Genomic DNA, 24874 nt, shown 5'->3' with positions numbered 1-24874 from the left:
CTTCAGCAGCGCGCACGCGGCAAAGCGGGTGGCCTGCTAGAATCCCCGACCTTCGACCCAGAGGAATCGTTACATGGCCGCAATCGGGCGCTTCAACAGCCTGCAAATCGTCAAGCACACCGGTTTCGGGCTTTATCTGGATGGCGGTCCGGATGGTGAGATTCTTCTGCCCAATCGGTACATTCCAAAAAACACACCAACCGACATCGACGATTGGTTGAACGTGTTCATCTATCTGGACAGCGAAGACAAGCTCATCGCAACCACCGAAAAGCCCAAGGTGCAGGTCGGTGAGTTCGCCAGTTTGAAAGTCGTCGAGATCAACCGGATCGGACTGTTTCTTGACTGGGGGTTGCCCAAGGATCTGCTGCTTCCTCACTCAGAAGAGAAGCGGCCGCTCAACGAAGGCGACTATTGCGTCGTTCATGTCTATCTCGACAAGCACACCCGCCGCATCACAGCCACCGCGCGGCTGGACCGATACCTGGACAAGACCCCTGCGCGCTACAAGGTGGGTGAAGCCGTGGATCTGCTGATTGTCGAGGCGACCGACCTCGGCCATAAGGCAATCATCAACGGTAAGCACTGGGGCCTGATTCACAAGAACGAAGCGTTCAAATTTCTTCGCGGCGGCCTGCGTGAGAAAGGCTATATCAAGGAAATGCGGGCCGATGGCAAGATCAGCCTGAGTCTGCAGCAGGTGGGTAGCGAGGCGGCTGACGCGTTGCAGGCGCTGATCCTGCAGAAGCTTGAAGAAAGCCAGGGCACCCTTCCGGTCAGCGACAAGACCGCAGCGGACGAGATTGCGCGACTATTCGGTGTCAGCAAGGGTAACTTCAAAAAGGCTATCGGCGGTCTCTACAAGCAAGGCCAGATCGTCATCCACCCAGACCGAATCGAACGCGTCTGACCTGCCTGGCGTTTTCGTACAGGCTTCGGCTGAACTTCAATGCAGCTGCACGGCAACCTGCCGTGCGCCTGCAGCACGCTACCGTCATCGTACTGAAACCTTGACGCCTCGTTGTAAGCGCGTTCCCGCAAGGCGTGTCCGCTTTCTGCATTTTCCTCACCGCTCGTCTTTGGCTTCGCGTCAGATGTCAATGACGCGGAACTCGTCGCCACCTCCTTAGGTCGAGTAGATGCACGCGATGTACGCCGCAACGCGCTGTCGTTCCGGTGTAGATGCGTGTCTATTTTGGGATGGTTAAGCCCGTGCTGTCGCTGCTTGATGGGGCGAGTCCAGGCACCCGTGTTTGAGAAAGCGGTAAGCACATTGCACCGATGCGGTTCACGAACCGCCCCCTTCTAACAATAAGACCTAACCCGAAGTCTCGTTCGCCAGCGCTCGGCCCATGGCCGCTGCTCCGGTGGTCGTCTGTGGGTGGCTGATGGATTGGAAAACAGGCGCAGAGCACCGGTCGCAGGGGCGGTAGCTTGGCTGGAATCACCGTTGGACGGCGGGATAGGGGATTAGTCATTGACGCTCAGAATCAGTGCCGCTCAGAGAAAGTGCAACTGTCGGGGATATTTGCGGTCTGTTGCGTGTCTATGCCTCCTCACTACAACCAGGCGTCGCGGCCAGAGGTAGGCATGTACAACAATTTATCTCCGAGAAGGGATTCCAAATGAGGAAGATCACGCTTCCGTGCTTATCGATACTGTGTGTTGCAGCTACCGAAAGCTGGGCAGACAGCGATCCCCGATATATTCAGATTGGTGGGTTCGAGTTCACTCCGACGCTGGTCGTTCGAGAGAGCTATGACGACAACTACCGAGGTCTGTCCGAGAATGAACAGGCCTCCTGGGTGACCGGTATTAACCCAACGTTCGTACTGGGAACGGGTAACCGCAACAGCGAATACGAACTCGAATACTCCCTGAATAACGACACCTTTCATTCGGATTCCGAAGCCAGCAACACTGACCACCACTTGCGGCTCAGAAGCGCCATGGAGTTCACCTCCCGCCACCGTCTGACCTGGGGGCTTGCCTACCATCGGGTCGAGGAAACGGCCGATACGGAAACCAATACCGAAAACGACAAGTACAGCACCGCCATCGCTCAGGCCAATTATCGTTTCGGTGCACGGACAGCTCGTAACCAGCTCGAATTTGGTACGCACTACGAGCGGCGCCGTTACCACAACAGCGGCAATATCAATGCTGCCGAAGAGCGCGACAGCCTGATGTTCAACTCGATCTGGTTTCATCGGCTGGGCTCCAAGACCCGTTCCCTGATCGAAGTTCGCCATACCGATCACGACTACAAGCTCTCCAGCGCGCTGCGTGACAGCACCAACGTGGCGTTGCTGGGTGGCGCGACCTGGGACGCCACCGCCAAGACCTCCGGCAGCTTCAAGCTGGGCGCCGAGCGCAAGGACTTCGATAGTAATCAGCGGGAAGACTTCACAAGCCCCATGTGGGAGGTCGGAGTCACCTACAAGCCGCGTAGCTATTCGGTTTTCAAAATTAATTCTCGCCGCGCCTTCGACGAAGGTGATGACGGTGCCAGCACCATCAATGACTGGACCACGATCGCGACCTGGAATCACGAATGGACGTCGCGGATATCGAGCGAATTGCTCTACCGATTCTCGGATCGCGAGTACGAGGGCATCAACCGGGACGATGAGCGCACCGGTTATGGCGCTGGTGTGACCTGGTCGCCGGATCGCTGGATCGACGTGACCCTTTCCTATCTCAGAACCGAAAACGACTCCAGTCTGAGCTGGGAAACCTACGATCGTAACGTTTACCTGCTGAGTTTCGACCTGAGCCTTTGAGGCCGGGTAGGACGTAAACCAGTGCCTAAGGAGGAGCCACTCATGCGCATCCCGAACATCATGAAATTCTTTTCAGTGCTGCTGTTGCTGGCGTTGAGCGCCGGTGCCACCGCTGCTCAATACCAGTTGGGGTCGGGCGACGTCATTCGCATCAATGTGCATGGCGAACCGGACCTGACCTTCGAGGAGATTCGCCTGACAGACGCCGGCACCTTTACCTTTCCCTTCATCGGGGAGGTGGATGCCAATGGCAAGACACCGGGTGAAGTGCGCAACATCCTGGTCGAGAAGCTGAAGGATGGCTATCTGATCGATCCGAGGGTGTCGGTATCGGTTGCGAACTATCGCGAGTTTTACATTTCAGGCGAAGTGAAGTTGCCAGGCGGTTATCCGTTCCAGCCCGGCCTGACGCTCGATCGCGCCATTGCGCTGGCGGGCGGCCTGACCGAGCGTGCCTCGACCAAGCGCATGACCATTGTGCGCGGCTCGCAAGGAAGCCGTGAGGAAGAAAAAGCCACCATGAATACCTTGGTTCGCCCTGGCGACACGATCAACATCGATGAAGGATTCTTTTGATGAATAGCCCAGTTCGCCCGGATCGGCCATGGCAGCGCCCCGTTGGGGGGCCGGCGCCTGATAGCGACTTCATTGATCTGAAAAAGATCTGGCATGCCATCTGGTCGCGCAAGTGGGGAATCATCCTGCTGGTGGCGATCGTCGCCGTGCTCACGCTGTTCCTGTTGTCGCGCATGACGCCCATCTATAAAGCGGTTGCCTCGGTACTGATCGAGACCAAGGGCACGCCTGTTCTGTCGTTTCAACCGGCTGCCGATACGCCTGTCGAACTTAGCGAGTATCTGCAGACACAGCTCAGCCTGATGCAGAGCCGTGGCGTTGCAGAGCGTGTTGTTCGTGACCTGAATCTGACGGAACACCCGGAGTTCGACCTGCGGCAGCAGCCGGGCCCGCTGGTCGATATCAGCGGGTTGATCGATACGCTGGCCGGTGAAGAGCCGGAGCCGCTCACCGAAGCCGAGGTGATGGATTACGCCACCCAGAAATTCATGGAGCGCACCTCGGTTTGGGTCGAGGGCAAGAGCCAACTGGTTTATCTGGCGGTATCCATGGCGGATAACATCACCGCTGCACAAGCCACCAACCGACTGGCGCAGGCCTATATCGAAGCGCAGCTGGAAGCCAAGGTCGATATGTCGATGACGGCCGCAAGCTGGATGAATGATCGACTGGTTTCCCTGCGTGAGAATCTGCAGGCCTCGGAAGATCGTCTCCAGGCTTATCTCGATGCGGAAGGTCTGGTCGACCTCAACGGTGTGGGCACGATCAGTGCCAACGAGCTTTCGCTTACGGGTGATCGCATGATCGACGCCCGCCGTCAGCGTGCCGAGGCCGAAAGCCAGTATCGCCAGGTCGAGTCCATGCGCAACCAGGGCTGGGAACGTCTGGCTAGCGTGCCGGCGGTGTTGGGTCATCCCTTGATTCAGCAGTTCAAGGCAGACCAGGCACATGCCCGGTCGCGCGTCGAAGACCTCTCACGTCGCTATGGCAACCGTCACCCTGCGATGGTTTCCGCACGATCCGACCTGAATGCCGCCACCGCCAGTCTGAAACAGCAGGTCGAGCAGGTCGTGGCCAGCATCGAGCGCAACTACCAGCTGGCCGTGGCCAACGAGAACTCGCTCAAGGCGTCGTTCGACGATAACAAGGATCGCATCCAGGACATCTCCCGTAAGGAGTTCAAGGTACGCGACCTGCAGCGTCAGGTTGAAAGCGACCGAGCGCTGTACGACACCTTCATGACCCGCTTGCAGGAAACCACTGCTACGTCGGATCTGAGCTCTACCAATGCTCGGGTAGTCGATGCCGCCATCCCGCCGACCGAGCCAAGCGCGCCGAACAAGAAGCTCATTCTTGTGGTGGCGTTGTTCCTGGCGCTGGTGCTGGGTATCGCCCAGGCGATCATCCGCGAAATCCTCGACAACACTTTCAAGAGTTCCGAAGAGGTCGAGAACAAGCTGGGTCTGCCAGTCATGGGCATCGTGCCGCAGGTGCCACGCAAGTTGCGCAAGGAAGTCAGCCATCTGTTCGAGCGCAGCGGGGACAAGCGTTTCTGCGAAGCTGTACGGACCATCCGTACCAACCTGCTGTTGACCGAGGCCAGCCAGCCTCGTCAGGTCCTGGTCATCACCTCGACCGCACCGGGTGAAGGCAAGAGTTCGGTCTCTGCCAATCTCGCGTTTGCCATGGGCCAGTTGCATCGTGTTCTGCTGATCGATGCCGACCTGCGACGGGCGACGCTGGACAAGGCGTTCGACTTCAAGCCGGGCACACCCGGCCTGGTGAATTTGATTGGTGGTAACGCCAAGCTCGAAGACTGCATCCATACCGTCGGCAACGTGGACATGATCGCTGCCGGTGCAGTGCCTTCCAATCCGCTGGAGCTGCTGTCGTCGCCGCGCTTCGCCAAACTGCTCGAAGTGGTCAAAGGCCGTTACGACCGCGTCATCATCGATTCGCCGCCGAGCCAGGCGGTCAGCGATGCCGCAGTTCTTTCAACGCTGGCCGACGCGGTGATCTACGTCGTCAAATCCGACAGCACGCTGATCCCCCACGTACAGAAAGGCGTGAGCCAGCTGCAGAACAGCAATGCGCCGGTAACGGGTGTGGTGCTCAATAACGTCGATATCGAAAAAGCCAAGAAGAACGGTCAGTTCCGTGGCTACTACGACCATTACGGGTACAGCGAGCCACAAACGGTCTGAACCGGCTCGTTCGATCCTTTACCGAGGCGTGTCCAGCCATGCAACGGGCCCGCCTCGGATTGACCTGCCCAAGCAAGAGAATTGCGCCAACGGCCGCCAGAATTGGGTCGCGCCGAGGCACGCCTGTATCAATGTATGAATCGAGGATCCTGCTATGAATATCACCGTCGTTGGAAGCGGCTACGTCGGGCTGGTTACCGGTGCCTGTATCGCGGAGATGGGTAATACGGTCTATTGCGTCGATGTCGACAAGGCCAAGATCGATAACCTGAAGCAGGGCATTCTGCCTATCTATGAGCCGGGCCTCGAAGAGATCGTCACTGAGAACCATCAGTCCGGTCGCTTGCACTTCACCACCTCCTTGTCCGAGGCGGCCGAGCAGTCTGAGGTGTTCTTCATCGCGGTCGGCACGCCGCCGGGAGAAGATGGCTCCGCCGACCTGCGCTACGTGTTGGAGGTCGCCAGGCAGATCGGCGACATGTTGACCGCCCCGGCAATCGTCGTGAACAAGTCGACTGTACCGGTGGGTACTGCGGACCTCGTGCGCGCAGCGGTTACCGAGCGCTTGCAGGCGCGCGGCGTGGACATTGAATTTTCGGTCGTCTCCAATCCCGAGTTTCTGAAGGAAGGTGCAGCGGTCAATGACTTCATGCATCCGGACCGGATCGTCATCGGCGCTGACAACGAGCACGCCCGCCAGGTGATGAGCGCACTCTACGCACCCTTCATTCGTAATCGCCCGCGCACCATGTTCATGGGGATCCGCGACGCGGAAATGACCAAGTACGCCGCCAACGCGATGTTGGCGACCAAGATTTCCTTCATGAACGAGATCGCCAGCCTTTGCGAGCGCCTCGACGTGGATGTCGAGAATGTGCGTCTGGGCATTGGCTCGGACGAGCGAATTGGCTATCACTTTATTTACGCCGGCTGTGGCTATGGCGGCTCTTGCTTCCCCAAAGACGTCAAGGCGTTGATCAACATCGCTCATCAGAACGATTTCGAGCCCAAGCTGCTGCAGGCTGTTGAGTCACGCAACGATCAGCAGAAGCATTCGCTGTTCAACAAGCTGTCCGCTCACTTCAATGGTGACCTCAGCGGTCGTACCTTCGCGGTATGGGGATTGGCGTTCAAGCCGGGCACCGATGACATGCGTGAAGCGCCAAGCGTGGTGCTGATCAAGAGCCTGATCGAGGCAGGTGCCAAGGTTCAAGCCTTTGATCCGGTTGCGCGCGAGACGGCCCGTCGTGAGTTCCCCGAAAGCTGGTTCAACGAGGGCCGCCTGCAGATCGTCGAGGGCCAGTACGAAGCCGCTATCGACGCCGATGCGCTGTGCCTGGTTACCGAATGGAAGCCGTTCCGCCGTCCTGACTTCCGCGCACTCAAGAAACTGCTGAAGACACCGCTGATCGTCGACGGACGCAACCAGTACGACCGTGAGCAGGTCAAGCGTGAAGGCTTCAGCTACTACGGCATCGGTCGCCAGCCGGTTCAGGCCTGAGCGAGGGGCAGCGAGTGAGCGCCATCGATCAGTCCGGCATGCAGCGTGGTGCTTCCCCGGTGAGAGAAAAGCTGGCCGCATTGCTGCATGGAAGCATGCGCAGCAAACTGCTGCGCAACATCCTTACAGTGGTGAGCGGGACCGCCGGAGCGCAGGCGATCACGCTGGCGTTCATGCCAGTGATCACGCGTATCTACGGTCCGGAAGCCTACGGCGTCCTGGGCACGTTCCTCAGTGTGACCATGATGCTGATCCCGGTCGCTGCGCTGACTTATCCCATCGCTATCGTACTGCCCAAGCGCGATAACGATGCGCGTGGGTTGGTGCGCCTGGCGTTGGTAACAGCGCTGGCGCTGGCGACGGTCGTCGGGCTGACGCTGCTGTTCTTCGGCGATCGGCTGGCGGCGGCGCTGGAGATCGAGATCATCCAGCCGTACCTGATGCTCATTCCGTTCGTGATGTTCTGTGGCGCGGCGCTGGAGATCAGTCAGCAATGGCTGTTCCGTACTCAGCGTTTCCGTATTACGGCGAGCGTGGCGGTGGGGCATTCGTTGCTCTTCAATTCGATGAGAACGGTGGCCGGTCTCGTCCAGTCCTCGGCCTTGGTACTGGTCTGCACGACCGCACTGCAACAAGCCCTGCATGCGGCAATGCTAGGGGTGGCGATGCTGCGAGCCAAGCCTCATGCGGACAATCGTGGGGAAGAAACCGAGCAGGGCAGCCCCGGCATGCTCGAATTGGCTCGCAGGCACAGCGATTTCCCCAAGTTTCGCGCGCCGGTGATGCTCATCAACGCGGTGTCGCAGCATCTGCCGACGCTGGTGCTTGCCGCTTATTTCGGCCCGGCTGCTGCTGGCTTCTTCGCCCTCTGCAAGCAGGCGCTGACCATGCCGACCAACCTGATCGGCAAGTCGGTAGCCGATGTCTATTACCCGCGCATCAGCCGCGCCATCCATGACCGCGAGCCGGTTGCGACGATGCTGCTCAAGGCGACGGCCGCGCTGGGGCTGGTCGGTCTGGTGCCGTTTTCCATCGTGGTGGTGTTCGGCCCCTGGCTGTTCGCGCTGGTGTTCGGCGAGCAGTGGCAGGTCGCCGGGGAATATGCCCGTTGGTTGGCGCTGGCCGAGTACGTGATTTTCGTCTCGCGCCCTTGCGTGGTCGCGGTCCCGGCGTTGTCGCTGCAGGCCCGCTTCCTGCTGTTCGAGATATTCAGCACCAGCCTGCGCGTGCTTTCACTGTTTGGCGGTGCGTTGTTGATCGGCAATGCGTTGGCCACCGTTCAAGCATTCGCCGTTGCCAGCATCGTTATCTATTCATCGTTGATCGTGATTGTGCTGATCGCATCGCGTCGGTGGTACGCAGCTCAGCGAAACGCCAAGCATTCAGAAGAGAGTGTCGATTGATGAAGGTTTTACATTTGGTCGCTGGCGAACTGACCGGGGGCGCGGCACGAGGCGCGTACTGGTTGCACCAGGGGCTGCGCTCGCTGGGCGTCGATTCCCTCGTCTATACCAACAGCCAGGTCACCCATGGCGACACCTCGGTGGTGTCTGTCAGCCGTAGTAAGAAAGACAAGATCATCAGCATCGCCAGAAGTCAGGCCGACCAGGCGTTCGCCAGCGTGTACCGTAAGCGCAAGTCGGGCATGTTCAGCGCTGGTGTGATGGGCGCCGATTTCACGGATAGCGCAGAGTGTCGCGAGGCGGACGTGGTGCACCTGCACTGGGTCAATGGCGGCTTCGTCGACATGAAACACCTCGCCAAGCTGCGCAAGCCGATTGTCTGGACCATGCGTGACATGTGGCCGATGACTGGCGGCTGCCATTACGCCATGGGCTGCGAAAAGTTCACCACTGGCTGTGGCAGTTGCGATCAGCTTGGCAGCGGCTCGGACAAAGACCTGTCGCGCTTCGTGCTCAACCGCAAGCGCAAATATCTGCCTGAGTCGATGAAGATGATCGGCATCAGCGACTGGGTGTCCGAACAGGCGAGGCAGAGCCTTCTGTTCCGGGACTTCGATGTGCGCACCATCCACAACAACGTGGATGCCAGTGAATTTTTTCCGCTGGACAAATCCCTGGCGCGGCAACTGCTGGGTCTGAATACAGAGAAGAAGATCATCCTGACCGGATGCACCAGCGCGAAAGATACCTACAAGGGCTTCGGCAAATATCTTGAGATGCTCACGCACCTCGACCCGGCCAAGTACCACCTGTGCTTTTTCGGCAAGTTGGACCAGTCCGTCGCTGATGCCTTGGGTTTTGATTACACCTCGTTTGGCTACCTGCACGACAGCATCTCGCTGCGCCTGCTCTATTCGGCTGCGGATGTGTTCATTGCACCGAGCCTGATGGAAGCGTTCGGCAAGACCTTGGCCGAAGCCATGGGCTGCGGAACTCCAGTGGTGTGCTTCGATGCAACCGGGCCGAAAGACATCGTGACGCATAAGCACGACGGCTATAAGGCTGCGCCATTCGAGGCTCGGGAGTTGGCCGAAGGCGTCGAGTGGGTCACTGGCGAAGCCGACTACTCGCAACTCGCGCTCAACGCCCGGGAAAAGATCGTGACCCGTTTCGATAGCCCCGTCATTGCTCGCCAGTACCAGGCGCTGTACGAGGAGATGCTCGCATGAGCGGACCGTTTGTCCGCACCGGGCAGGGCGGTAACGCCCCGTTAACGTCGTCGGCCAACTATCGACTCAATCATCTGCAAGGCGGGGCAGGCCGCATGGGCGGTTCTTCGCTGTCTGTTCAGCATCAACTCAACACCCCTCTCGTCATCTGGAACCTACAGGTACTCTGAAATGGAAAAGAAACGCGCGCTGATAACTGGAATTACTGGCCAGGACGGTTCCTACCTCGCTGAGTTTCTGCTGGAAAAAGGCTACGAGGTGCATGGCATCAAACGCCGTGCCTCGTTGTTCAACACGCAGCGGGTCGACCACATCTATCAGGACCGCCACGTTGAAGATCAGAACTTCGTTCTGCACTACGGCGACCTGACGGATTCTTCGAACCTGACTCGTATCATCCAGGAAGTACAGCCTGACGAGGTCTACAACCTCGGCGCGCAATCCCACGTCGCGGTCAGCTTCGAGTCGCCGGAGTACACGGCCGACGTCGATGGTATGGGTGCCCTGCGCATCCTCGAGGCCATTCGCCTGCTGGGCCTGGAGAAGAAGACACGCTTCTACCAGGCATCGACGTCCGAACTTTATGGTCTGGTACAGGAGATCCCGCAGAAGGAAACCACGCCGTTCTACCCGCGCTCGCCTTATGCGGTGGCCAAGCTCTACGCCTACTGGATTACCGTGAATTACCGCGAAGCCTACGGCATGTACGCCTGCAATGGGATTCTCTTCAACCACGAGTCGCCACGCCGTGGCGAAACCTTCGTGACCCGCAAGATCACACGTGGTTTGGCCAACATTGCCCAGGGGCTGGAAAAGTGCCTGCACATGGGCAACCTCGATGCGCTGCGCGACTGGGGTCATGCCAAAGACTATGTGCGCATGCAATGGATGATGCTGCAGCAGGAGCAGGCCGAAGACTTCGTCATCGCCACGGGTGTGCAGTACTCGGTACGGGAGTTCATCAAGTGGTCGGCAGCCGAGCTGGGCATCGAGCTGCGCTTCGAAGGTAGCGGGGTGGATGAACGCGCCATCGTTGCGGGCGTCGAAGGGGACAAGGCGCCGGCGCTCAAGGTCGGCGACGTCGTGGTTCGCATCGACCCGCGCTACTTCCGTCCGGCGGAAGTGGAAACACTGCTCGGCGACCCGAGCAATGCAAAGAACAAGCTGGGCTGGACGCCTGAGATCAGCGTGCAGGAAATGTGCGCCGAAATGGTTCGCGAGGACCTGAAGGTCGCCCAGCGCCACGCCCTGCTCAAAGAGCACGGTTTCGAAATTCCGGTGAGTGTGGAGAATTGATATGAATCGTGACGCACGTGTTTTCGTTGCGGGACATCGCGGCATGGTGGGTTCTGCGATCGTCCGCCGCTTGCAAGCGTTGGGATACACCAACCTCATCACGCGCGGCCGTGAAGAGCTGGACCTGGTTGACCAGGCGGCGGTGAATGCCTTCTTTGCGGAAAACAAGATCGATCAGGTGTACATGGCGTCCGCCAAGGTCGGCGGCATCCATGCCAACAATACCTACCCGGCCGAGTTCATCTACCAGAACCTGATGGTGGAAGCGAACATCATTCACGCGGCTCACTGCAACGACGTCAACAAGCTGCTGTTCCTGGGGTCGTCTTGCATCTATCCGAAGTTCGCCGAACAGCCGATGAAGGAAGAGGCGCTGGTGACCGGCGTGCTCGAGCCAACCAATGAGCCGTACGCGGTTGCGAAAATCGCTGGCATCAAACTCTGTGAAAGCTATAACCGCCAGTACGGCCGTGACTACCGCAGCGTGATGCCGACCAACCTCTACGGTCCGAACGATAACTTCCATCCGGAAAACAGCCACGTCGTACCGGCGCTGCTCAAGCGCTTTCATGAAGCGACCCAACGCGGCGACGACGAAGTCGTGATCTGGGGAAGCGGCAAGCCCCAGCGCGAATTCCTGCACGTTGACGACATGGCGGCGGCGAGCGTGCATGTGATGGAACTGGATGACGAAGTCTATCAAGCGCATACCCAACCGATGCTTTCCCACATCAACGTCGGTACCGGCGTCGACTGCAGCATCCGTGAGCTGGCGGAAACCATCGCACGGGTCACCGAATACCAGGGTGAGCTGAAGTTCGACAGCAGCAAGCCGGATGGAACGCCGCGCAAGCTGATGGATGTGTCACGTCTCAAGGCGCTGGGCTGGCAGTCGAGCATCAGCCTTGAAGATGGCTTGCGCGATGCCTATCGCTGGTTCGTCGAGAATCAGCATCAGGCGCGGCACTGACTGGCGCGTAGCTGCGACTCGACCAGGAAACGCCCTTTCATGGATTTACAGCAGGGACCTTTTGACCCCTGCTGTTGTCCATCCATGGCACATGTTTCCGGGTCGCGATGAGTCACCCTATTGAGGACTCAGGCAGACCGTGCGGTTCTCTGTTTCGCCGCTTCAACTGGATATTGGGGATAGCGCTTGTTAAGGAAAGTTCTGGCGTACAAGAATCTGCTGTTCATCCTGCTGCTACTGAATTCCACATGCTTCTTCCTTACGGATGACAAGCGCGCTGGGATTCCGTATTTCCAGGAGTTGTTTCTGCTGCTCGTAGTGGCGGCTACTGCTTGCCTGTTCGTAACCTGGAAATGGGTCTATCAGTCAAAAACCAGCCTGTGGATCATCTTCATGGGCTGCTTGTTGCCAGTCGTCTCGGCGGTGCTGGCTAATCTCAACTTCGGTCAGCCACTGCCGTATGGCTTGTTGGAAGAGCGTCGCTTCTTCCAGTATCTCGTGTTCTTCCCGACACTCTTTCTGCTGATCAAAGCGTCCCCGACCCAGGAAGAGTTGGCTAAGTATTTCCTCTACATCGCTCTGTTCTGTGCGACGCTGGGCTTTGCCTATTACCTGGGCATCATCCCTCAGAACAAAATTGCGTCGTTCACGGTGGATGACTGGACCCAGTATGAAGACCTGCTGCGCCCCAATCGCTTCCGGATAGGCTCACCATTCGTGACTATCGCGGTGTTCATGGTGATGTACAGCATGAAAGATCGCGTGACCCTCGGCAGGCTTGCGATCCTTCTTTATTTCGTCGCCTATCTATGGCTGGTCATGCAGACACGTCAAACGATGCTGGTCTGGGCGCTGGCGGGCGCTTGGATCTTCCGTAAGCGTTTCGACTCGCTGATGAAGTTAGCCGTGCTCGGTATAACGGTTCTGGTGGTGTCATATCTTCTGGTTCCGGAATTTTATCAAGAGCAGTACGCGCGATTCGATGCGTTGCTGTTCGATGCCACCTCGGGACCTGGAGTCCGTGACACAACCGTCTCGGTCATCCTGAATGCCATCAGTGCTAACAATTATTTCGGTATGGGTGCGCTGTCCTTGCAATGGAACGGCGGCTTCTCGACCGTCTATAACTCGCACTTCTACCTGGCTGACGTCGGAATATTTGGTGTCTATCACCGCTACGGTTTCCTGACGCCGATAGTCGTCCTGATTTTCTACGGCGGCTTTATCTGGGTCATGCGTCAGTGTCCGAATAAAGGGAATCTACTCGCCGCGCTACAACTGGCATTCGTTGTGAGTATGTTGAATATAACGCTCTCCAATGCGCTTACATTCTCGGGTGACGTCTATGGAATGGCCGCCGCGTTCTTCCTGTATTACGCCAGGTTGCAGACGGCCAACACTCCTCTTAACGCAAATCTAGAACAGGTGAATTATGGTCAGTTTCAGTATCGTAACTATAAACTGGAATAATTTCGAAGGCCTGAAGGAAACCTATCGGAGCCTGGCTAGCCAGTCTTACCGGAACTTTCGCTGGATCGTCATTGATGGCGCCTCTAAAGACGGCAGCGGTGAGTGGCTGAAAGATTTGCAGGAAAGCAAAGCTGAAATAACCATAGAGCCGGACAAAGGCATCTATGACGCGATGGAAAAGGGACGCCAACGAGCTGTTGAAACGCCGGGCTATACGTTGTTTCTTAACAGTGGCGATTCGTTTGCAGACCCGACGGTACTTGAGCGGATCAATGAAGCGCTAACGAATGCCACCGTCAAACCGAAGTTCGTATATGGCGACTTCTATCGCAAAGAAGCCAGTGGGGAACTGAAACGCACTTCCGCCCGGCCCATCGAGCGCGCACCGCTTGGTTTGCCGGCCAGTCATCAAACGATGTATTTCGAAAACGAGCGCCTGAAGCAGTACAAGTTCCGGTTGGATTACAAGCTGTCCGCCGATTACTGCCTCTTGCTCGAATTTCTCCAGGGACTGGATTTGCAAGCCGAAGTTTTGCAGCTGTCGTTTCCGCTATGCATTTTCGACACCACGGGTGTATCGCATAAGCGCCGTTTCGAGGCGATTCGCGAAGACATGGATATCAGAAAGCGCTTTCTGAAGTTTTCCAAACCCAATGCGTTCGCGCTTTATATGTTGCATTACGTGCACACGCATACCAAGCAATTGCGTTCTTCGTTAGGGCGTTAAAAAGGTAACCGACCAGCAAGTAAATGGACTGTCACGAGACCGGGGCGCAGGAGAGTGTTCGATGAATTACCGAAGCCTGAATGATCTATCGCGGCTGAGTACTGAATGTGCCAGCAAAATTCCTAACGACGTCGATCTTGTGGTTGGCATCCCAAGAAGTGGCATGCTTGTCGCCAGCATAGTCGCGCTGAAACAGAATCTGCCGCTGACAGATCTCTATTCGTTTCTGCGCAACGACGACCTGAAGAAAGGCAATACCCGGACTTACAAACATGCTGAACTGATCAAGCCCAGGGACGCGAAGAAAATTTTGCTCGTCGATGACAGTATCTCTTCGGCCAAGTCCATGCGCGTTGCGGATGAGCAGGTTCGGGCCATCTACGATGGTCAGGTAGTGACCATGGCGGCGTTCGCTGAAAAGCACAATCGGCACCATGTCGACGTGTACCTTGAGCTGGTCGAGCAGCCTCGTGTGTTCGAATGGAACATCATGCACCACCCGTTCCTGGCGCAGGCGTGTCTGGATATCGACGGCGTACTTTGTGTCGACCCGACCACCGAGGAGAACGACGACGGGCCGAACTATCGGGACTTCCTAAGCTGTACGCGTCCGTTGTTCATTCCGTCGGTCAAGGTCGCACACTTGGTAACCAGCCGGCTGGAAAGGTATCGGGCCGAAACGGAGGAATGGCTGGAGCGCAATGGCGTGCAGTATGGAACGTTGCACATGCTCGACCTGCCTACTGCGGAAGAGCGCCGCCGGTTGAACATCCATCACAAGTTCAAGGCAGAGGTTTATGCGAAGCAACCGCTGACGAGGTTGTTCGTTGAGAGTGAGGCCAGGCAGGCGGTTGAGATCATGAAGTTAAGCCGTAAGCCTGTGTACTGCATCGAGACAAACGAAATGTATGTGCCTGGCCAAGTCTATAACCTCAAGGCCAATACGCTTCGCAAGGGCCATAGTTTAAAAGCCAAGTTGGTCGGTAAGGCCAAGTCAATGTTGGCTAAATGGGCTCCGGTGGCACCTTCGTCAGAGGGCTGAAGCAAGGTTGGCTGTATCTGCGCTACAGCCAACCTCAAGCGAGCGCGATGGCGTCAGGGGTTCGGTCCGATGCGACTGCAGTCGCCCTGGCCGACGTACTTGCTAAGCACATCCCACTGTGGACGGTCTCGGCCATCCTTGGTGGGTTCAATGGATAGTTTGTATTTACCCCAGGAAGCGCCTGCTGCCCAGTATGTGATCGGGATGCAATGTTCCTGCAGGTAAGCCAGGAGATGGTCCATGGCTTCCAGATAACGAGGATCGTCGGCAGGAATACCGAACTCACCGATATGACCTTGTTTGCCGTGCTTGATAAGCCATTCAACGAAAGGCTTTACGCGGTTAACGCCGAGCATGGTGTCGAAGTTGTCTTCCAACGGCTCCTTGTAGTGCCCGCTCCCGTGTTTATCGATGTACAGGTGAGCAGAAAAAATCAATTTGTCGGAGGGGTCTTTCAGTTGCAGCAACGGATCATTGTATTTCGGCCACCGATAGCTGCTAGACCAGAAGTTGCCTTCGATGAGCAGCGGGCGATCCTTGTCATGTTTTCTGATGGCATCGATACCGGCCTGTGCGGCAGCCGGCCAATACTCATCTGCGCCATGTGGCTCGTTCATGATGTCGTAGGCATAAAGCCCTTTCTCATCCTTCCAGCGCAATGCGACTCGCTCAAGCAGATCGGCATAGGCGGATATTGGTACATCTTCGGTGCCAATGATTTTCTTGTGGTAGCGGGCGTAATTATGGATGTCGAGGATGACGCCCATGTCGTACTTGGCCGCCTGTTTCAACGTCTGATCGATCAGGGATGCATAATCCTCGTCGAGCTCTGCATTCAATTTTGGCTGCAACCGTTCCCACATGATAGGGAAGCGAATGGTCTCGATACCCTTGGCTTTCCAGTCGGCCAAGTAGTCAGGCGCGGGGAAGAAATAATTTGTTTTATATTTTCCCGGGATGACATTGCCGGAAAACGCGGCTCCGCCAATGTTCAACCCGACCAGATCGATTTTTTCAGCACCACTAGCGGCACTCCCGAGCACAAGTGCGAGTCCGAGGAGTATTCCTTTTGATCGTTTTGCAGCACTACGTGTCCTTAACATCTGGCTACCTCTATCTGCTCTTGGGGTCGATACCGCTTCTGCGGCTGCTTCGTTTGTCCGACGAAGGCAGGCATTGTTCAGTTTCGCCAGACGAATCTTTCCATCCGGCGGTTCAGGCCGACCGGGGATGCTGCTTAGCCTCAACAACTTTCACAAGTTACAGACAGAGTATCTATTTATGAAAAAGCCCCTCACCAAAAGGATGGATCCTTTGATAGGGAAGCTAAAACTACTGGAAGACGCTGAAACTGGCCCTTTTATTTCAGAGCTGAAGAAACGCGAATCTCCGACGATTCTCGGTTTCTTGAATCAACACGGCTATAACATCGCGCAGCGTCAGCCCGTCGTACTGGATAGCTTCCTGCAGGTGAACTACCTGCTGCGCGATGGGATCGGCATCAAGATCGCTTGTTCGTTCAACGGCCGCGATCCAAAGGCTAACCTCAACGGGTCGGACTTCATCCCAGAGCTGATCGAAGCGCTAGTTGGAGACTCGGAGGACCGCTACGAGCTGTTTGCCATGGGTACCCGGGAGCCCTGGCTCAGCGACGGTGCGCGCAAACTCTTCGGCGACAGGCATTTCTTCGCCATTGATGGCTTCAAGTCGCCAGAGGATTACCTAGCGTTTTATCAGCAGCATCACGTTGCTGGGCGCTACCCGATCGTTGTGCTGGCCATGGGGATGCCCAAGCAAGAGCGCGTGGCTTTGCACCTGCAAAAAGCGATGGATACCCGCGCGTTGTTGATATGCGGCGGTGCCATTCTGGATTTCTCAGCACAGCGCTTTCCGCGTGCCCCATTGGTCTTCCGCCGGCTAGGCCTTGAATGGGCGTTTCGCATGCTTATCGAGCCCCGCAGGCTCTTCAAGCGATACGCCGTTGGGATACCGTTGTTCTTCTTCTATCTAGGTCGCAATGCATTATCCAGTGCACGCCGTGAGGGCAGCTGGAACGTACTCAAGCGCGAACCCTGAGGAGCCCGCTGCCGCAAGGCCACGCAAGACTGCGGCAGAGGCGACCGCCTATCGCGGTATGACACGCAACGTCATCACCAGGCTGAACAGGTAATGAGCCGCGAGCGTCAGGGCATAGATCGAGACGACTGGAGTGATCTGCAGCCCGAGCAGTTCGCCGCTGGCGAAACATGCCACAGTGATCAGAGCCCGCTGGATGTTGAGCATCAGCAGTAGGCGCTGACCCTGAAACACCGACAGGAGATGAGACGCCGGGGCGTGCATGAACTGGAACATCAGATAAATTGCCAACAGCGAGGCCATAACACCTGCTAATGCCCATTCAGCTCCAAACGCCAGTGCAAAAATTCGCTCGCCGAACAGTAGTAGCAACAGCGTGGGTGCAAGGGCGAGCACCAGCAGTCTTCTAATCACCGCATAGGTCAGCACGCGGATCTCCGCCGGGCGCTTGCGCCCAATGGTGGCAATTTCGGCGTAATAGGCCTTACTGGTCGAATGCCCGAGCAGATTCATTGGCAAAGCCAGCGTCATCATCGCTAACCCTAATTGACCTGTGGTGTCCGGGCCATAGAAGGCAGCGGTCAACAGGAGTGGCGCCTGGCTGGAAAATATCTGCAACAGCTGCGAGGGCAAACGATAGGTTGGAAAGCTTCGATAGTGCCGGAGCAAGATCCAGGCTCTGACAAGCGTGACCTGGTGCCAATGACGCTTGAGGTCCGTTAGCAGCAGTCGAGCCAGATGAATTGTGCCCGCACCAGCGCCCAGCACCTGCCCCGCGAGTAGACCGAGCGGCTGGATACCTAGCAGTCCCAGCGAAATCTTGGCAATCGAGCCTGCAGCGCTCTGGCGTAGCTGCGTGCCCGCAACGGAAGCGTAGGCGCGCCGCCGCACTGCCCAGATCAGAAATACCTCGTAGAGCCCCGCACTTGTCAGCCCGACCATCAGTATCCAGCGATACGGAATCAGCGCGTCCATCGAAATCATCGTCAACAGCGGCGGCCCTGCAAACCACAACAGGACGCTTAATAGGGCGGTCGCTACAACTATGAAAGCCGCAGCTACGGTCATCAACGTTATGGCACTGCCGTCCCGGCTGGGCAGCGGAACGGCGAGCTCATAGCGCAGCGTCATGAGCGGAGTGAGCATCAGCAGAAGGGCGGTGAATACCGACAAAACGCCGAAGTGCTCCGGGCTATAGATTCGGGTCAGGACCGGGATTGCCGCAAGGCCTACGATCCTGGCCAGCCCGTTGCCAACCGCCAGGGTGGCCATGCCCTTGAATACTTTAGCCGAGGCATCCCCAGCGAGGCGTTGTCGGGCTGCCTGTAGCTTGCAGGTCAGAAGGCTATGCATTCATGACACCTCTCCTTGTGCGCGAGCTGCCCGAGCGAGCCTGGGTCTTTGCGCGGATTCTCATCCTGCGAACGGCTTGTAGGCATGCAGTTGATGCCAGCGGTTATCAGAAATCGCTAAGAGAAATTAGTTTCTGAGGCGTCCCCAACTGTATGCAGATTCAACGACCAGGCGCTCAGCCGCTGCCGGGGGCGGAGGTTTTCAGCAGGTGTTCGACGTTCTGGTCATAGCTGAGCTCGTCGCCCAGCAAACCTGCCGGTGACGTGTAGGGATGCGGCGTTACACGTGTTTCGTCTTGTATATGTAGGACCTCTATCCCGCGTAGCTTCAGTACATCCGATACCATCGAGCGATGACACCGCCACCAGAGCACCTCGGCGCACATCATCGCTGTCGGCCGTTCGCTCGCAAGGTTCAAGAGTTGCCGCAGCCCGACGGCGAATTCATCGGTTTTCAGGTGCTCGGCATAACCTCGAAAGGACGTGTTGCGCCACGCGCTGGTATTGGGCTCTGGCGGGGCGCGGCGCCTACCACCAAGCGCCTCTATCCACGTATAGGCGATTCGGTGTCTGGCCAGTGAGGCTTCGAGGCTCGCCGACATGAACTGTGGCAGTCGTCGTGATCCGGGAAAGCGCCTCACATCAGCAATGGCCTGGATGCCGTAATGCTCCAGCAAGGCGATAAAAGACTCCGCTGTGCGGGTTGAGTGACCGATTGTCCAGATCTGTCGAGGTTGGGGTGTGCTCATCTCGCCCGGCTCAATGCGCTGCCCTTGTGCATCGCCACGTGATCGGTCCTGTCGCTCTTGATTTCGTACTGAGGGTCTTCAGCGCTCGCATGCCGTGGATGCCCTTTATAGTCGGTGTCTCGGGTATGCACCTTAACGATACGCCCGGTGACATGCCCGGCTTCCGAATTCCAGCGCACATGGTCACCCACCTCGAACCGGTCTCCGGCCATTGCTCGCCTCCTCATTTTTTCTGGCTGGCTAAGTCGTTCACGGAAGGAAGCGCTGCTTCCCACCCTATCAGCGACCGGAATCAGGCCTTCCTTACGCCTACCGTTCGTCGGCTCACTTAATAGCTGTTTTCAGCGTCATCGGGAGCGAGTTCCAAAAAAATGACGCTGTTCTTGTCTTGAGCCAAACGAAATAAAGCGGATTAAACCCTATTAGCGATACTGGCACTAAGCCATACGATAATAGCGGATTAATGGCCGGTCAAAATTGTGACGTAGAGTTGGCGATCTAAAACCGTCAAATAAATTTTGAATCGCTTCTGAAACCTATTATAAAGACGCCACGCAACGGATTGCCGGGTTCTACCACTGGTGATCCGGCTGTCGTTGCAACGCGGTTCGTTCGGTTGCGCGAGTGATGCATCTGCCCCAAGCGCCTGTACGACTTAATTACAACTCCCGCCACTTTTTTAAAGGCTTCGGCCTTTTGAAGTATTAAGTTCCGGAGAGACTGAATGTCTACTAATGTATTTATGGGCGCCCCCAAGGCACTCGTTCGTTCTATCGCACTCGCAGCAGTTTTCAGCGCTGTTACTTTCACTGGTGAAGTGACTGCCGCTGCTGCAACTACTGCCGCTTCTACCGCTGTCTTTACCTCCAATATCAACAAGTTCAACAGCACCGATTTCCTTAATGGTGTCTGGCGTCGTACCGCTGCGTTGTCCGTCCCGGCGACCTCGGGCTCCATCGCCGCATTCAAGCCGGGCGTTCAGATCAAATTCGCTGACGGCCAGGTACGCAAGATTTCCCGGGTCTACAAGGTTGGAACCAACCTCAGCATCTATGTAGATGGCGGCCTGTTGGATGGCAGCAAAGTCGGTGCGCCACGCACTGTCAGCACTGTTGCTGCATCAGCCGCGGCGCCGAGCGCTCCAGCGCCTGCAGCTCCGGTCACAACCGCCCCGGCAGCCCCGGCGCCTAGTGCGCCGAGCAACACCTACACCGCGTCGATGAACAGTTTCTCCAACGCTGATTGGGAAAATGGCATCTACCGCAAGGCGGCCGGTTTCTCGATCCCTGACACCGGTGCCAACAAAGCTGCGTTCGCTGTCGGCGCGTCGGTTCAGTTGGCCGATGGCCAGGTACGTAAAGTTGCGGCTGTCTATGACGTAGGCGCGCATCTTTCCGTCATGCTCAGTGGTTCGAAGCTTTCCGCTGCCAGCGTTGGCTATCCGAAGACCATTAGTGTTGTGTCCAGCAACGCTGGTACAACTACGCCGCCAGCGGCCATTGCTCCCGCTCCGACTCTGGCTCCGAGCCCAGCGCCAGCTCCGACTCCGGCACCTACCACTCCGGTAGTGAGTGACGGCAGCGGTATCGACCTGGTTGGCGTGAACTTCGGTTCGGGTGTATTCGATCCGGGTACTGTTCCGGGTGTGTATAACAAGGGCTATACCTACGCTGACGAGTCCTACTACAAGCGTCACTCAGAGCTGGGCTTCAAGCTGGTTCGCCTTGGCTTCCTCTGGGAGCGTATTCAGCCTAAGTTGGGTACTGAGCTGGACACAGCCGAGCTCGGCCGCATCAAGCAGTCGCTTGATTACGCACAGAAGCATGGCATCAAGATCATTCTCGATATGCACAACTACTATCGCTACTACGGGAAGGTGATTAACTCGCCGGAAGTACCGCGTGCTCAGTTTGCCGAGACATGGCGCAAGATCGCAGTAGCGGTGTCCAAGCATCCGGCGTTGTATGGCTACGGCCTGATGAACGAGCCCTACAATACGGGTAACAACCTCTGGCCGCAGACGGCTCAGGCCGCCGGACAGGCGATCCGGAAAGTCGATCCGTCCAAGTGGATCATGATCGCGGGTGACCGGTATTCCAGTGCCTTCCATTGGCAGAAGTACAACACCTCGCTGATCAACGATCCGTGGATGCGCGATCCGAAGAACAACCTGGTGTACGAAGCACACCAGTACCTGGACTTCGATTACTCGGGTACCTACACCAAGCGTGCTGAAACCTTCGCGCCAATGCTAGGTGTCGAGCGGGTCAAGCCTTGGGTCGAGTGGCTGAAAGCGAACAAGCTGCGCGGCTTCCTTGGCGAGCATGGCATTCCAGACTTCTCTCCGTCTGCCGTGGTCGCTACCGACAATCTGCTGGCTTACCTGAACGCGAACTGCATCCCGAGCACCTACTGGGCTGCCGGTCCTCGCTGGGGTGAGAACATCATGGCGCTGGACGTGTCGAGCGGTAAGCATCGTCCCCAGCTGGCTCCGCTGCAAAAGCATGCCGCTGCGAAGAAGACATGCTCCACCATCGGTCCGCTGTAACGGCGACTGCAACAAAAAAAACGGGCCCTAGGGCCCGTTTTTTATTGCCTGACGATTCTTGCCCGGCGCAACAGCGATGCAGCTCGTCGGCTGCGGTTCCGCTCTGGATATAACGTGAGATGAGTTTGGAAGTCAGGGATACATACAGCGATTGCCGATATCGCCGTTTCGCTTGCTACTTGCCGTTTCGCTTTAAAGCAGTAGTGATGCGGCATAGCGTGAAATGTTTAGCAAAGTGCCATCGGCGAAACTAACAGGGGATGAATGCGCGCTGAGCTTTTATTAGCTTGCAAAGGGCACTTGCCACGGTTTCAAAAGAATGGAACTCAAAAATTTACCCCCGGTCACCATATATGTGCGCACCGAAAATACACAGTTCGCGGATCACCGCTCCTGCTGTGTCCCTACGGACCGTGGTCTTCCGGCCAAGCCATATAAAAGGTGAATCAAATGACTACACCCGACGATGAAATTACTGGTTACGGTGGCCAACCAAAGACCGGCCCCAATTCTGCAACCAGCTCTACAAGCTCCAACTCCACCGGTTCGACAAGTTCGGGCATGGGTTCGAGTGGAGGCAATACATCTAATGGGTCTCAAAGCTCGAGCACGGGCTCCAATACAGCGAGTCATGCCGCTGATGACGCGAAGGCGAAAGCCCGTCAAGCGGCTGATCAGGTGAAGACGCAGGGTAGAACTCAGTTGGAAGGCTATCGGGAAACCGCTGCCGATGAAATTGAGAAAGTTGCCCAAAGCGCTAAAGCCGCAGCTCAAGAGCTCGAAGGGCAAGACCGTCTCGGGCTGTCCAGCTATGTGTCCGACATGGCGCAAAACATGGTGCAGTTCTCCGACAGCCTGCGTGGCAAGAGCGTTGATGAACTGTTCCAGGACGTGAATCGCATGGCGAGAAACAATCCTGCGTTGTTCATTACCGGCAGCATTGCATTGGGCTTTGGTCTGACTCGCTTTGTGCGTGCTTCAAGCAGACGCGCTTCGCAAAGTGATTATGGCCATCAGCGCGGCTCCAACGCCGTCACCGGCTCCAGCGGCCATCAAAGCTCCGACCAGCATGAGCTGAATGATCGTCTCAGCACTGGCGAGCCGGGCTCCATCGGTAGCGTCAGCAATGCGGGCGTTTCGTCTGCAACCGGCACCCGGTCTGCCGGCGGAACCTCTACCGGCGTCGGAACGGGTGCTGGAACTGGCGTTGGTGCAGGCCTCGGCGCTAGCTCCAGCGGGACTGGCGCCAATACCAGCAACGGGTTGGGCATTGGTTCAAGTGCAACCACCAGCAGCACGGGTTCCACGACCAGCCGCGACGGCAAAGGTACCGACGGAGGACTTTTCCCATGAGTGAAGCACGTAAGACAACGACCACGACATCTACTGCCAATACCACAGTGGAGCCCGGGCACCGCGCTGAAAACGATACTTCGGTAGGTGGTCTGCTGCGCCAGCTGACCCATGAAGTGCCATCCTTGATCACCAAGGAGCTGGCTCTCGCGAAGGCGGAAATGAGCGAATCGATCCGCGCGACCAAAGCGGGTGCGGGCAGTGTCGCCACTGGTGGTGCGGTGCTTCTCGGCGGGTTCATCGTTCTGTTGATGTCCGCCGTATACGGGCTGAGCAACGTGGTTGAGCCCTGGCTTGCCGCGCTGATCGTCGGTGCTGTCGTGGTAGTCATCGGGATGATCATGGTGTCGTCCGGCAAGAAGAAGTTCCAGGCTTCTTCGTTCAAGCCAGAACGCACGATTCATTCGGTCAACAAGGATAAAGAAGCTGTGAAGGGGCACACATCATGAGCACACGTATTCAGATTGATGCCGAAGCGCAGAAGGATCCAGACGAGCTCGAGCGTGAGATCGACCAGACGCGTACCGAGATCGGTAACATTGTTCACGCGCTTGAAAACAAGCTGTCTCCCGGTGAGCTGATTGACACGGCATTGGGCTACGTCAAAGGTGGCAGTGGAGAGTTCTTCAGCAACCTGAGCAACACGGTAAAAGCCAATCCGGTTCCGACGCTACTGACTTCTGTCGGGCTGATCTGGATGATGGCAGGGCAGAATCGCCAGCCTCACTCGAATGTCACTACCACGGGTTACAGCACTGGTTCCACCGGCTCTAGCGGCCCGTCGATGGGCGACAAGCTGTCAGCCAAGGCGTCTGGTATCAAGCAACAAGGTGCCAGCATGAAGGACAAGGCCAGCCAGATGGGGCAAAGCGTATCCGAGTCTTTGGGCAGTGCGCGCAGCCGTGCAAGCGACTCGGGCCGTCAGGCATCTGCTCGGCTTCGTGACGGTGCGGACCGTGCGCGTGGCGGGTTCAGCCAACTGCTGCAGGAGCAACCTCTTGCCATCGGTGCGATTGGTATTGCACTGGGCGCTCTGATTGCTGCATCGGTGCCGCCATCCCGTCGCGAAGACGAGATGCTTGGTGCGGCCAGCGACCGCATGACCGACCAGCTTCGTCACAAGGCAGAGGAGGGCTATCAGAAGGCCTCTGCCAAGGGCGAGGAAGTGGCGAGCCGCGTCAAGCAGGACGTCAGTAACAGCGATGGCAACCGTTCGAACGCTGGTGCGACGGGTACCACCGGGACGACCTCGGCGGGAATGTAACGCAGCGTCACGCCTAATCGTTTTCACAGACGATAGCGTTCGTTTCGCCGGTGCGGGCTTGAGTCCGCACCGGCGAAATTCGATAATGCGCGGCACGGCGCCGGTGTAGCTCAGTAGGTAGAGCAGCGCATTCGTAATGCGAAGGTCGGGGGTTCGACTCCTCTCACCGGCACCAATGAAATCAAGGCCTGCAGCTATGCGGGCCTTTTTATTTGTCCGAAGCTAACCACCGGCTGGGTAGCTCGTGCCTACACCCCAGGAATCTGAATTACTGGCGAACAATGGTTGGAAAAGAATAAGACATCCTGCCCGGAAGCCGGATAATAGCGAT

General features: G+C 57.2%; 22 protein-coding genes and 1 tRNA gene. 19 read left to right on the top strand and 4 right to left on the bottom strand.

Annotation, left to right across the window (positions count from 1 at the left end; translation table 11 throughout):
• The first annotated feature begins 73 nt into the window (after nt 1–73).
• From JQR87_RS14180 to JQR87_RS14120, 13 genes are all read left to right on the top strand, one after another.
• Nucleotides 74–910, top strand: coding sequence for a CvfB family protein (locus tag JQR87_RS14180; RefSeq protein WP_407295989.1), 837 nt, complete (start codon nt 74–76; stop codon nt 908–910).
• Between the two features lie 715 nt (nt 911–1625).
• On the top strand, nt 1626–2783 hold the full coding sequence (locus JQR87_RS14175; protein ID WP_407295991.1) for an outer membrane beta-barrel protein: 1158 nt from the start codon (nt 1626–1628) through the stop codon (nt 2781–2783).
• Nucleotides 2784–2825: 42 nt separating this feature from the next.
• The gene (locus JQR87_RS14170) at nt 2826–3359 is read left to right on the top strand and encodes a polysaccharide biosynthesis/export family protein (RefSeq protein WP_407295994.1); all 534 of its coding nucleotides are present in this window, start codon (nt 2826–2828) and stop codon (nt 3357–3359) included.
• Entirely contained in the window at nt 3359–5563 is a 2205-nt protein-coding gene (locus tag JQR87_RS14165) for a GumC family protein (protein WP_407295997.1), read from the top strand. Before JQR87_RS14170 ends, JQR87_RS14165 begins: the two co-directional genes overlap by 1 nt.
• Nucleotides 5564–5717: 154 nt before the next feature.
• Nucleotides 5718–7064 carry a UDP-glucose dehydrogenase family protein gene (locus JQR87_RS14160; RefSeq protein ID WP_407295999.1) on the top strand — a complete coding sequence of 449 codons (1347 nt, stop codon included), beginning with the start codon at nt 5718–5720 and terminating at the stop codon, nt 7062–7064.
• 14 nt (nt 7065–7078) lie between these two features.
• Entirely contained in the window at nt 7079–8467 is a 1389-nt protein-coding gene (locus JQR87_RS14155) for a lipopolysaccharide biosynthesis protein (RefSeq protein WP_407296001.1), read from the top strand.
• Nucleotides 8467–9696 carry a glycosyltransferase family 4 protein gene (locus JQR87_RS14150; protein WP_407296004.1) on the top strand — a complete coding sequence of 410 codons (1230 nt, stop codon included), beginning with the start codon at nt 8467–8469 and terminating at the stop codon, nt 9694–9696. The genes JQR87_RS14155 and JQR87_RS14150 overlap by 1 nt, the downstream gene beginning before the upstream one ends.
• On the top strand, nt 9693–9866 hold the full coding sequence (locus JQR87_RS14145; protein ID WP_407296007.1) for a hypothetical protein: 174 nt from the start codon (nt 9693–9695) through the stop codon (nt 9864–9866). The genes JQR87_RS14150 and JQR87_RS14145 overlap by 4 nt, the downstream gene beginning before the upstream one ends.
• A gap of 1 nt (nt 9867) precedes the next feature.
• The gene (gmd, locus tag JQR87_RS14140; RefSeq protein ID WP_407296010.1) at nt 9868–10992 is read left to right on the top strand and encodes a GDP-mannose 4,6-dehydratase; all 1125 of its coding nucleotides are present in this window, start codon (nt 9868–9870) and stop codon (nt 10990–10992) included.
• Between the two features lies 1 nt (nt 10993).
• Nucleotides 10994–11962 carry a GDP-L-fucose synthase gene (gene fcl, locus JQR87_RS14135; RefSeq protein ID WP_407296013.1) on the top strand — a complete coding sequence of 323 codons (969 nt, stop codon included), beginning with the start codon at nt 10994–10996 and terminating at the stop codon, nt 11960–11962.
• 186 nt (nt 11963–12148) lie between these two features.
• Nucleotides 12149–13432: a hypothetical protein gene (locus JQR87_RS14130; protein WP_407296015.1), complete on the top strand. Its 1284-nt coding sequence runs from the start codon at nt 12149–12151 to the stop codon at nt 13430–13432.
• Nucleotides 13395–14159: a glycosyltransferase gene (locus JQR87_RS14125; protein ID WP_407296018.1), complete on the top strand. Its 765-nt coding sequence runs from the start codon at nt 13395–13397 to the stop codon at nt 14157–14159. The genes JQR87_RS14130 and JQR87_RS14125 overlap by 38 nt, the downstream gene beginning before the upstream one ends.
• Before the next feature lie 61 nt (nt 14160–14220).
• A complete protein-coding gene (locus JQR87_RS14120; RefSeq protein WP_407296020.1) occupies nt 14221–15201 on the top strand; it encodes a phosphoribosyltransferase family protein in 981 nt (326 codons plus the stop codon).
• A 53-nt stretch (nt 15202–15254) separates the two neighbouring features.
• On the opposite strand, the gene JQR87_RS14115 is transcribed toward JQR87_RS14120, so the two are convergent.
• On the bottom strand, nt 15255–16304 hold the full coding sequence (locus tag JQR87_RS14115; RefSeq protein WP_407296023.1) for a glycoside hydrolase family 5 protein: 1050 nt from the start codon (nt 16302–16304) through the stop codon (nt 15255–15257).
• A gap of 73 nt (nt 16305–16377) precedes the next feature.
• Here JQR87_RS14115 and JQR87_RS14110 point away from each other — a divergent pair, with 73 nt between their 5' ends.
• Complete coding sequence (locus tag JQR87_RS14110) at nt 16378–17277, top strand: WecB/TagA/CpsF family glycosyltransferase (RefSeq protein WP_407296026.1); 900 nt, start codon at nt 16378–16380, stop codon at nt 17275–17277.
• Nucleotides 17278–17325: 48 nt separating this feature from the next.
• Here JQR87_RS14110 and JQR87_RS14105 read toward each other — a convergent pair whose 3' ends face one another.
• From JQR87_RS14105 to JQR87_RS14095, 3 genes are all read right to left on the bottom strand, one after another.
• Nucleotides 17326–18630, bottom strand: a complete 1305-nt coding sequence (locus JQR87_RS14105; RefSeq protein ID WP_407296029.1) for an oligosaccharide flippase family protein — start codon at nt 18628–18630, stop codon at nt 17326–17328.
• A gap of 175 nt (nt 18631–18805) precedes the next feature.
• A complete protein-coding gene (locus JQR87_RS14100) occupies nt 18806–19378 on the bottom strand; it encodes a DUF488 domain-containing protein (protein WP_407296031.1) in 573 nt (190 codons plus the stop codon).
• Nucleotides 19375–19590 carry a DUF2945 domain-containing protein gene (locus JQR87_RS14095; RefSeq protein WP_407296034.1) on the bottom strand — a complete coding sequence of 72 codons (216 nt, stop codon included), beginning with the start codon at nt 19588–19590 and terminating at the stop codon, nt 19375–19377. Before JQR87_RS14095 ends, JQR87_RS14100 begins: the two co-directional genes overlap by 4 nt.
• Before the next feature lie 512 nt (nt 19591–20102).
• On the opposite strand from JQR87_RS14095, the gene JQR87_RS14090 reads away from it, so the two are divergent.
• The 5 genes from JQR87_RS14090 (at nt 20103) to JQR87_RS14070 (ending at nt 24718) form a co-directional block, all read left to right on the top strand.
• Nucleotides 20103–21926, top strand: coding sequence for a glycoside hydrolase family 5 protein (locus JQR87_RS14090; protein ID WP_407296036.1), 1824 nt, complete (start codon nt 20103–20105; stop codon nt 21924–21926).
• Nucleotides 21927–22604: 678 nt separating this feature from the next.
• Nucleotides 22605–23279 carry a hypothetical protein gene (locus JQR87_RS14085; protein ID WP_407296039.1) on the top strand — a complete coding sequence of 225 codons (675 nt, stop codon included), beginning with the start codon at nt 22605–22607 and terminating at the stop codon, nt 23277–23279.
• Nucleotides 23276–23728 carry a phage holin family protein gene (locus JQR87_RS14080; RefSeq protein ID WP_407296041.1) on the top strand — a complete coding sequence of 151 codons (453 nt, stop codon included), beginning with the start codon at nt 23276–23278 and terminating at the stop codon, nt 23726–23728. The genes JQR87_RS14085 and JQR87_RS14080 overlap by 4 nt, the downstream gene beginning before the upstream one ends.
• Nucleotides 23725–24543, top strand: coding sequence for a DUF3618 domain-containing protein (locus tag JQR87_RS14075; RefSeq protein WP_407296043.1), 819 nt, complete (start codon nt 23725–23727; stop codon nt 24541–24543). Before JQR87_RS14080 ends, JQR87_RS14075 begins: the two co-directional genes overlap by 4 nt.
• Nucleotides 24544–24642: 99 nt before the next feature.
• Nucleotides 24643–24718, top strand: a tRNA-Thr gene (locus JQR87_RS14070).
• The last annotated feature ends 156 nt before the right edge of the window (nt 24719–24874 follow it).

This window comes from Stutzerimonas stutzeri, from assembly GCF_051028275.1.
GTDB lineage: Bacteria > Pseudomonadota > Gammaproteobacteria > Pseudomonadales > Pseudomonadaceae > Stutzerimonas > Stutzerimonas stutzeri_AS.
The sequence above is the reverse complement of the archived record's forward strand: the minus strand, read 5'-3'. Positions and strand labels throughout refer to the sequence as shown.

Coding starts and splice junctions, on each gene's coding strand:
- JQR87_RS14180 (WP_407295989.1), top strand. CDS start 74: ATGGCCGCAATCGGGCGCTTCAACAGCCTGCAAATCGTCAAGCACACC.
- JQR87_RS14175 (WP_407295991.1), top strand. CDS start 1,626: ATGAGGAAGATCACGCTTCCGTGCTTATCGATACTGTGTGTTGCAGCT.
- JQR87_RS14170 (WP_407295994.1), top strand. CDS start 2,826: ATGCGCATCCCGAACATCATGAAATTCTTTTCAGTGCTGCTGTTGCTG.
- JQR87_RS14165 (WP_407295997.1), top strand. CDS start 3,359: ATGAATAGCCCAGTTCGCCCGGATCGGCCATGGCAGCGCCCCGTTGGG.
- JQR87_RS14160 (WP_407295999.1), top strand. CDS start 5,718: ATGAATATCACCGTCGTTGGAAGCGGCTACGTCGGGCTGGTTACCGGT.
- JQR87_RS14150 (WP_407296004.1), top strand. CDS start 8,467: ATGAAGGTTTTACATTTGGTCGCTGGCGAACTGACCGGGGGCGCGGCA.
- JQR87_RS14145 (WP_407296007.1), top strand. CDS start 9,693: ATGAGCGGACCGTTTGTCCGCACCGGGCAGGGCGGTAACGCCCCGTTA.
- gmd (WP_407296010.1), top strand. CDS start 9,868: ATGGAAAAGAAACGCGCGCTGATAACTGGAATTACTGGCCAGGACGGT.
- fcl (WP_407296013.1), top strand. CDS start 10,994: ATGAATCGTGACGCACGTGTTTTCGTTGCGGGACATCGCGGCATGGTG.
- JQR87_RS14125 (WP_407296018.1), top strand. CDS start 13,395: ATGGTCAGTTTCAGTATCGTAACTATAAACTGGAATAATTTCGAAGGC.
- JQR87_RS14120 (WP_407296020.1), top strand. CDS start 14,221: ATGAATTACCGAAGCCTGAATGATCTATCGCGGCTGAGTACTGAATGT.
- JQR87_RS14115 (WP_407296023.1), bottom strand. CDS start 16,304: ATGTTAAGGACACGTAGTGCTGCAAAACGATCAAAAGGAATACTCCTC.
- JQR87_RS14105 (WP_407296029.1), bottom strand. CDS start 18,630: ATGCATAGCCTTCTGACCTGCAAGCTACAGGCAGCCCGACAACGCCTC.
- JQR87_RS14100 (WP_407296031.1), bottom strand. CDS start 19,378: ATGAGCACACCCCAACCTCGACAGATCTGGACAATCGGTCACTCAACC.
- JQR87_RS14095 (WP_407296034.1), bottom strand. CDS start 19,590: ATGGCCGGAGACCGGTTCGAGGTGGGTGACCATGTGCGCTGGAATTCG.
- JQR87_RS14090 (WP_407296036.1), top strand. CDS start 20,103: ATGTCTACTAATGTATTTATGGGCGCCCCCAAGGCACTCGTTCGTTCT.
- JQR87_RS14080 (WP_407296041.1), top strand. CDS start 23,276: ATGAGTGAAGCACGTAAGACAACGACCACGACATCTACTGCCAATACC.
- JQR87_RS14075 (WP_407296043.1), top strand. CDS start 23,725: ATGAGCACACGTATTCAGATTGATGCCGAAGCGCAGAAGGATCCAGAC.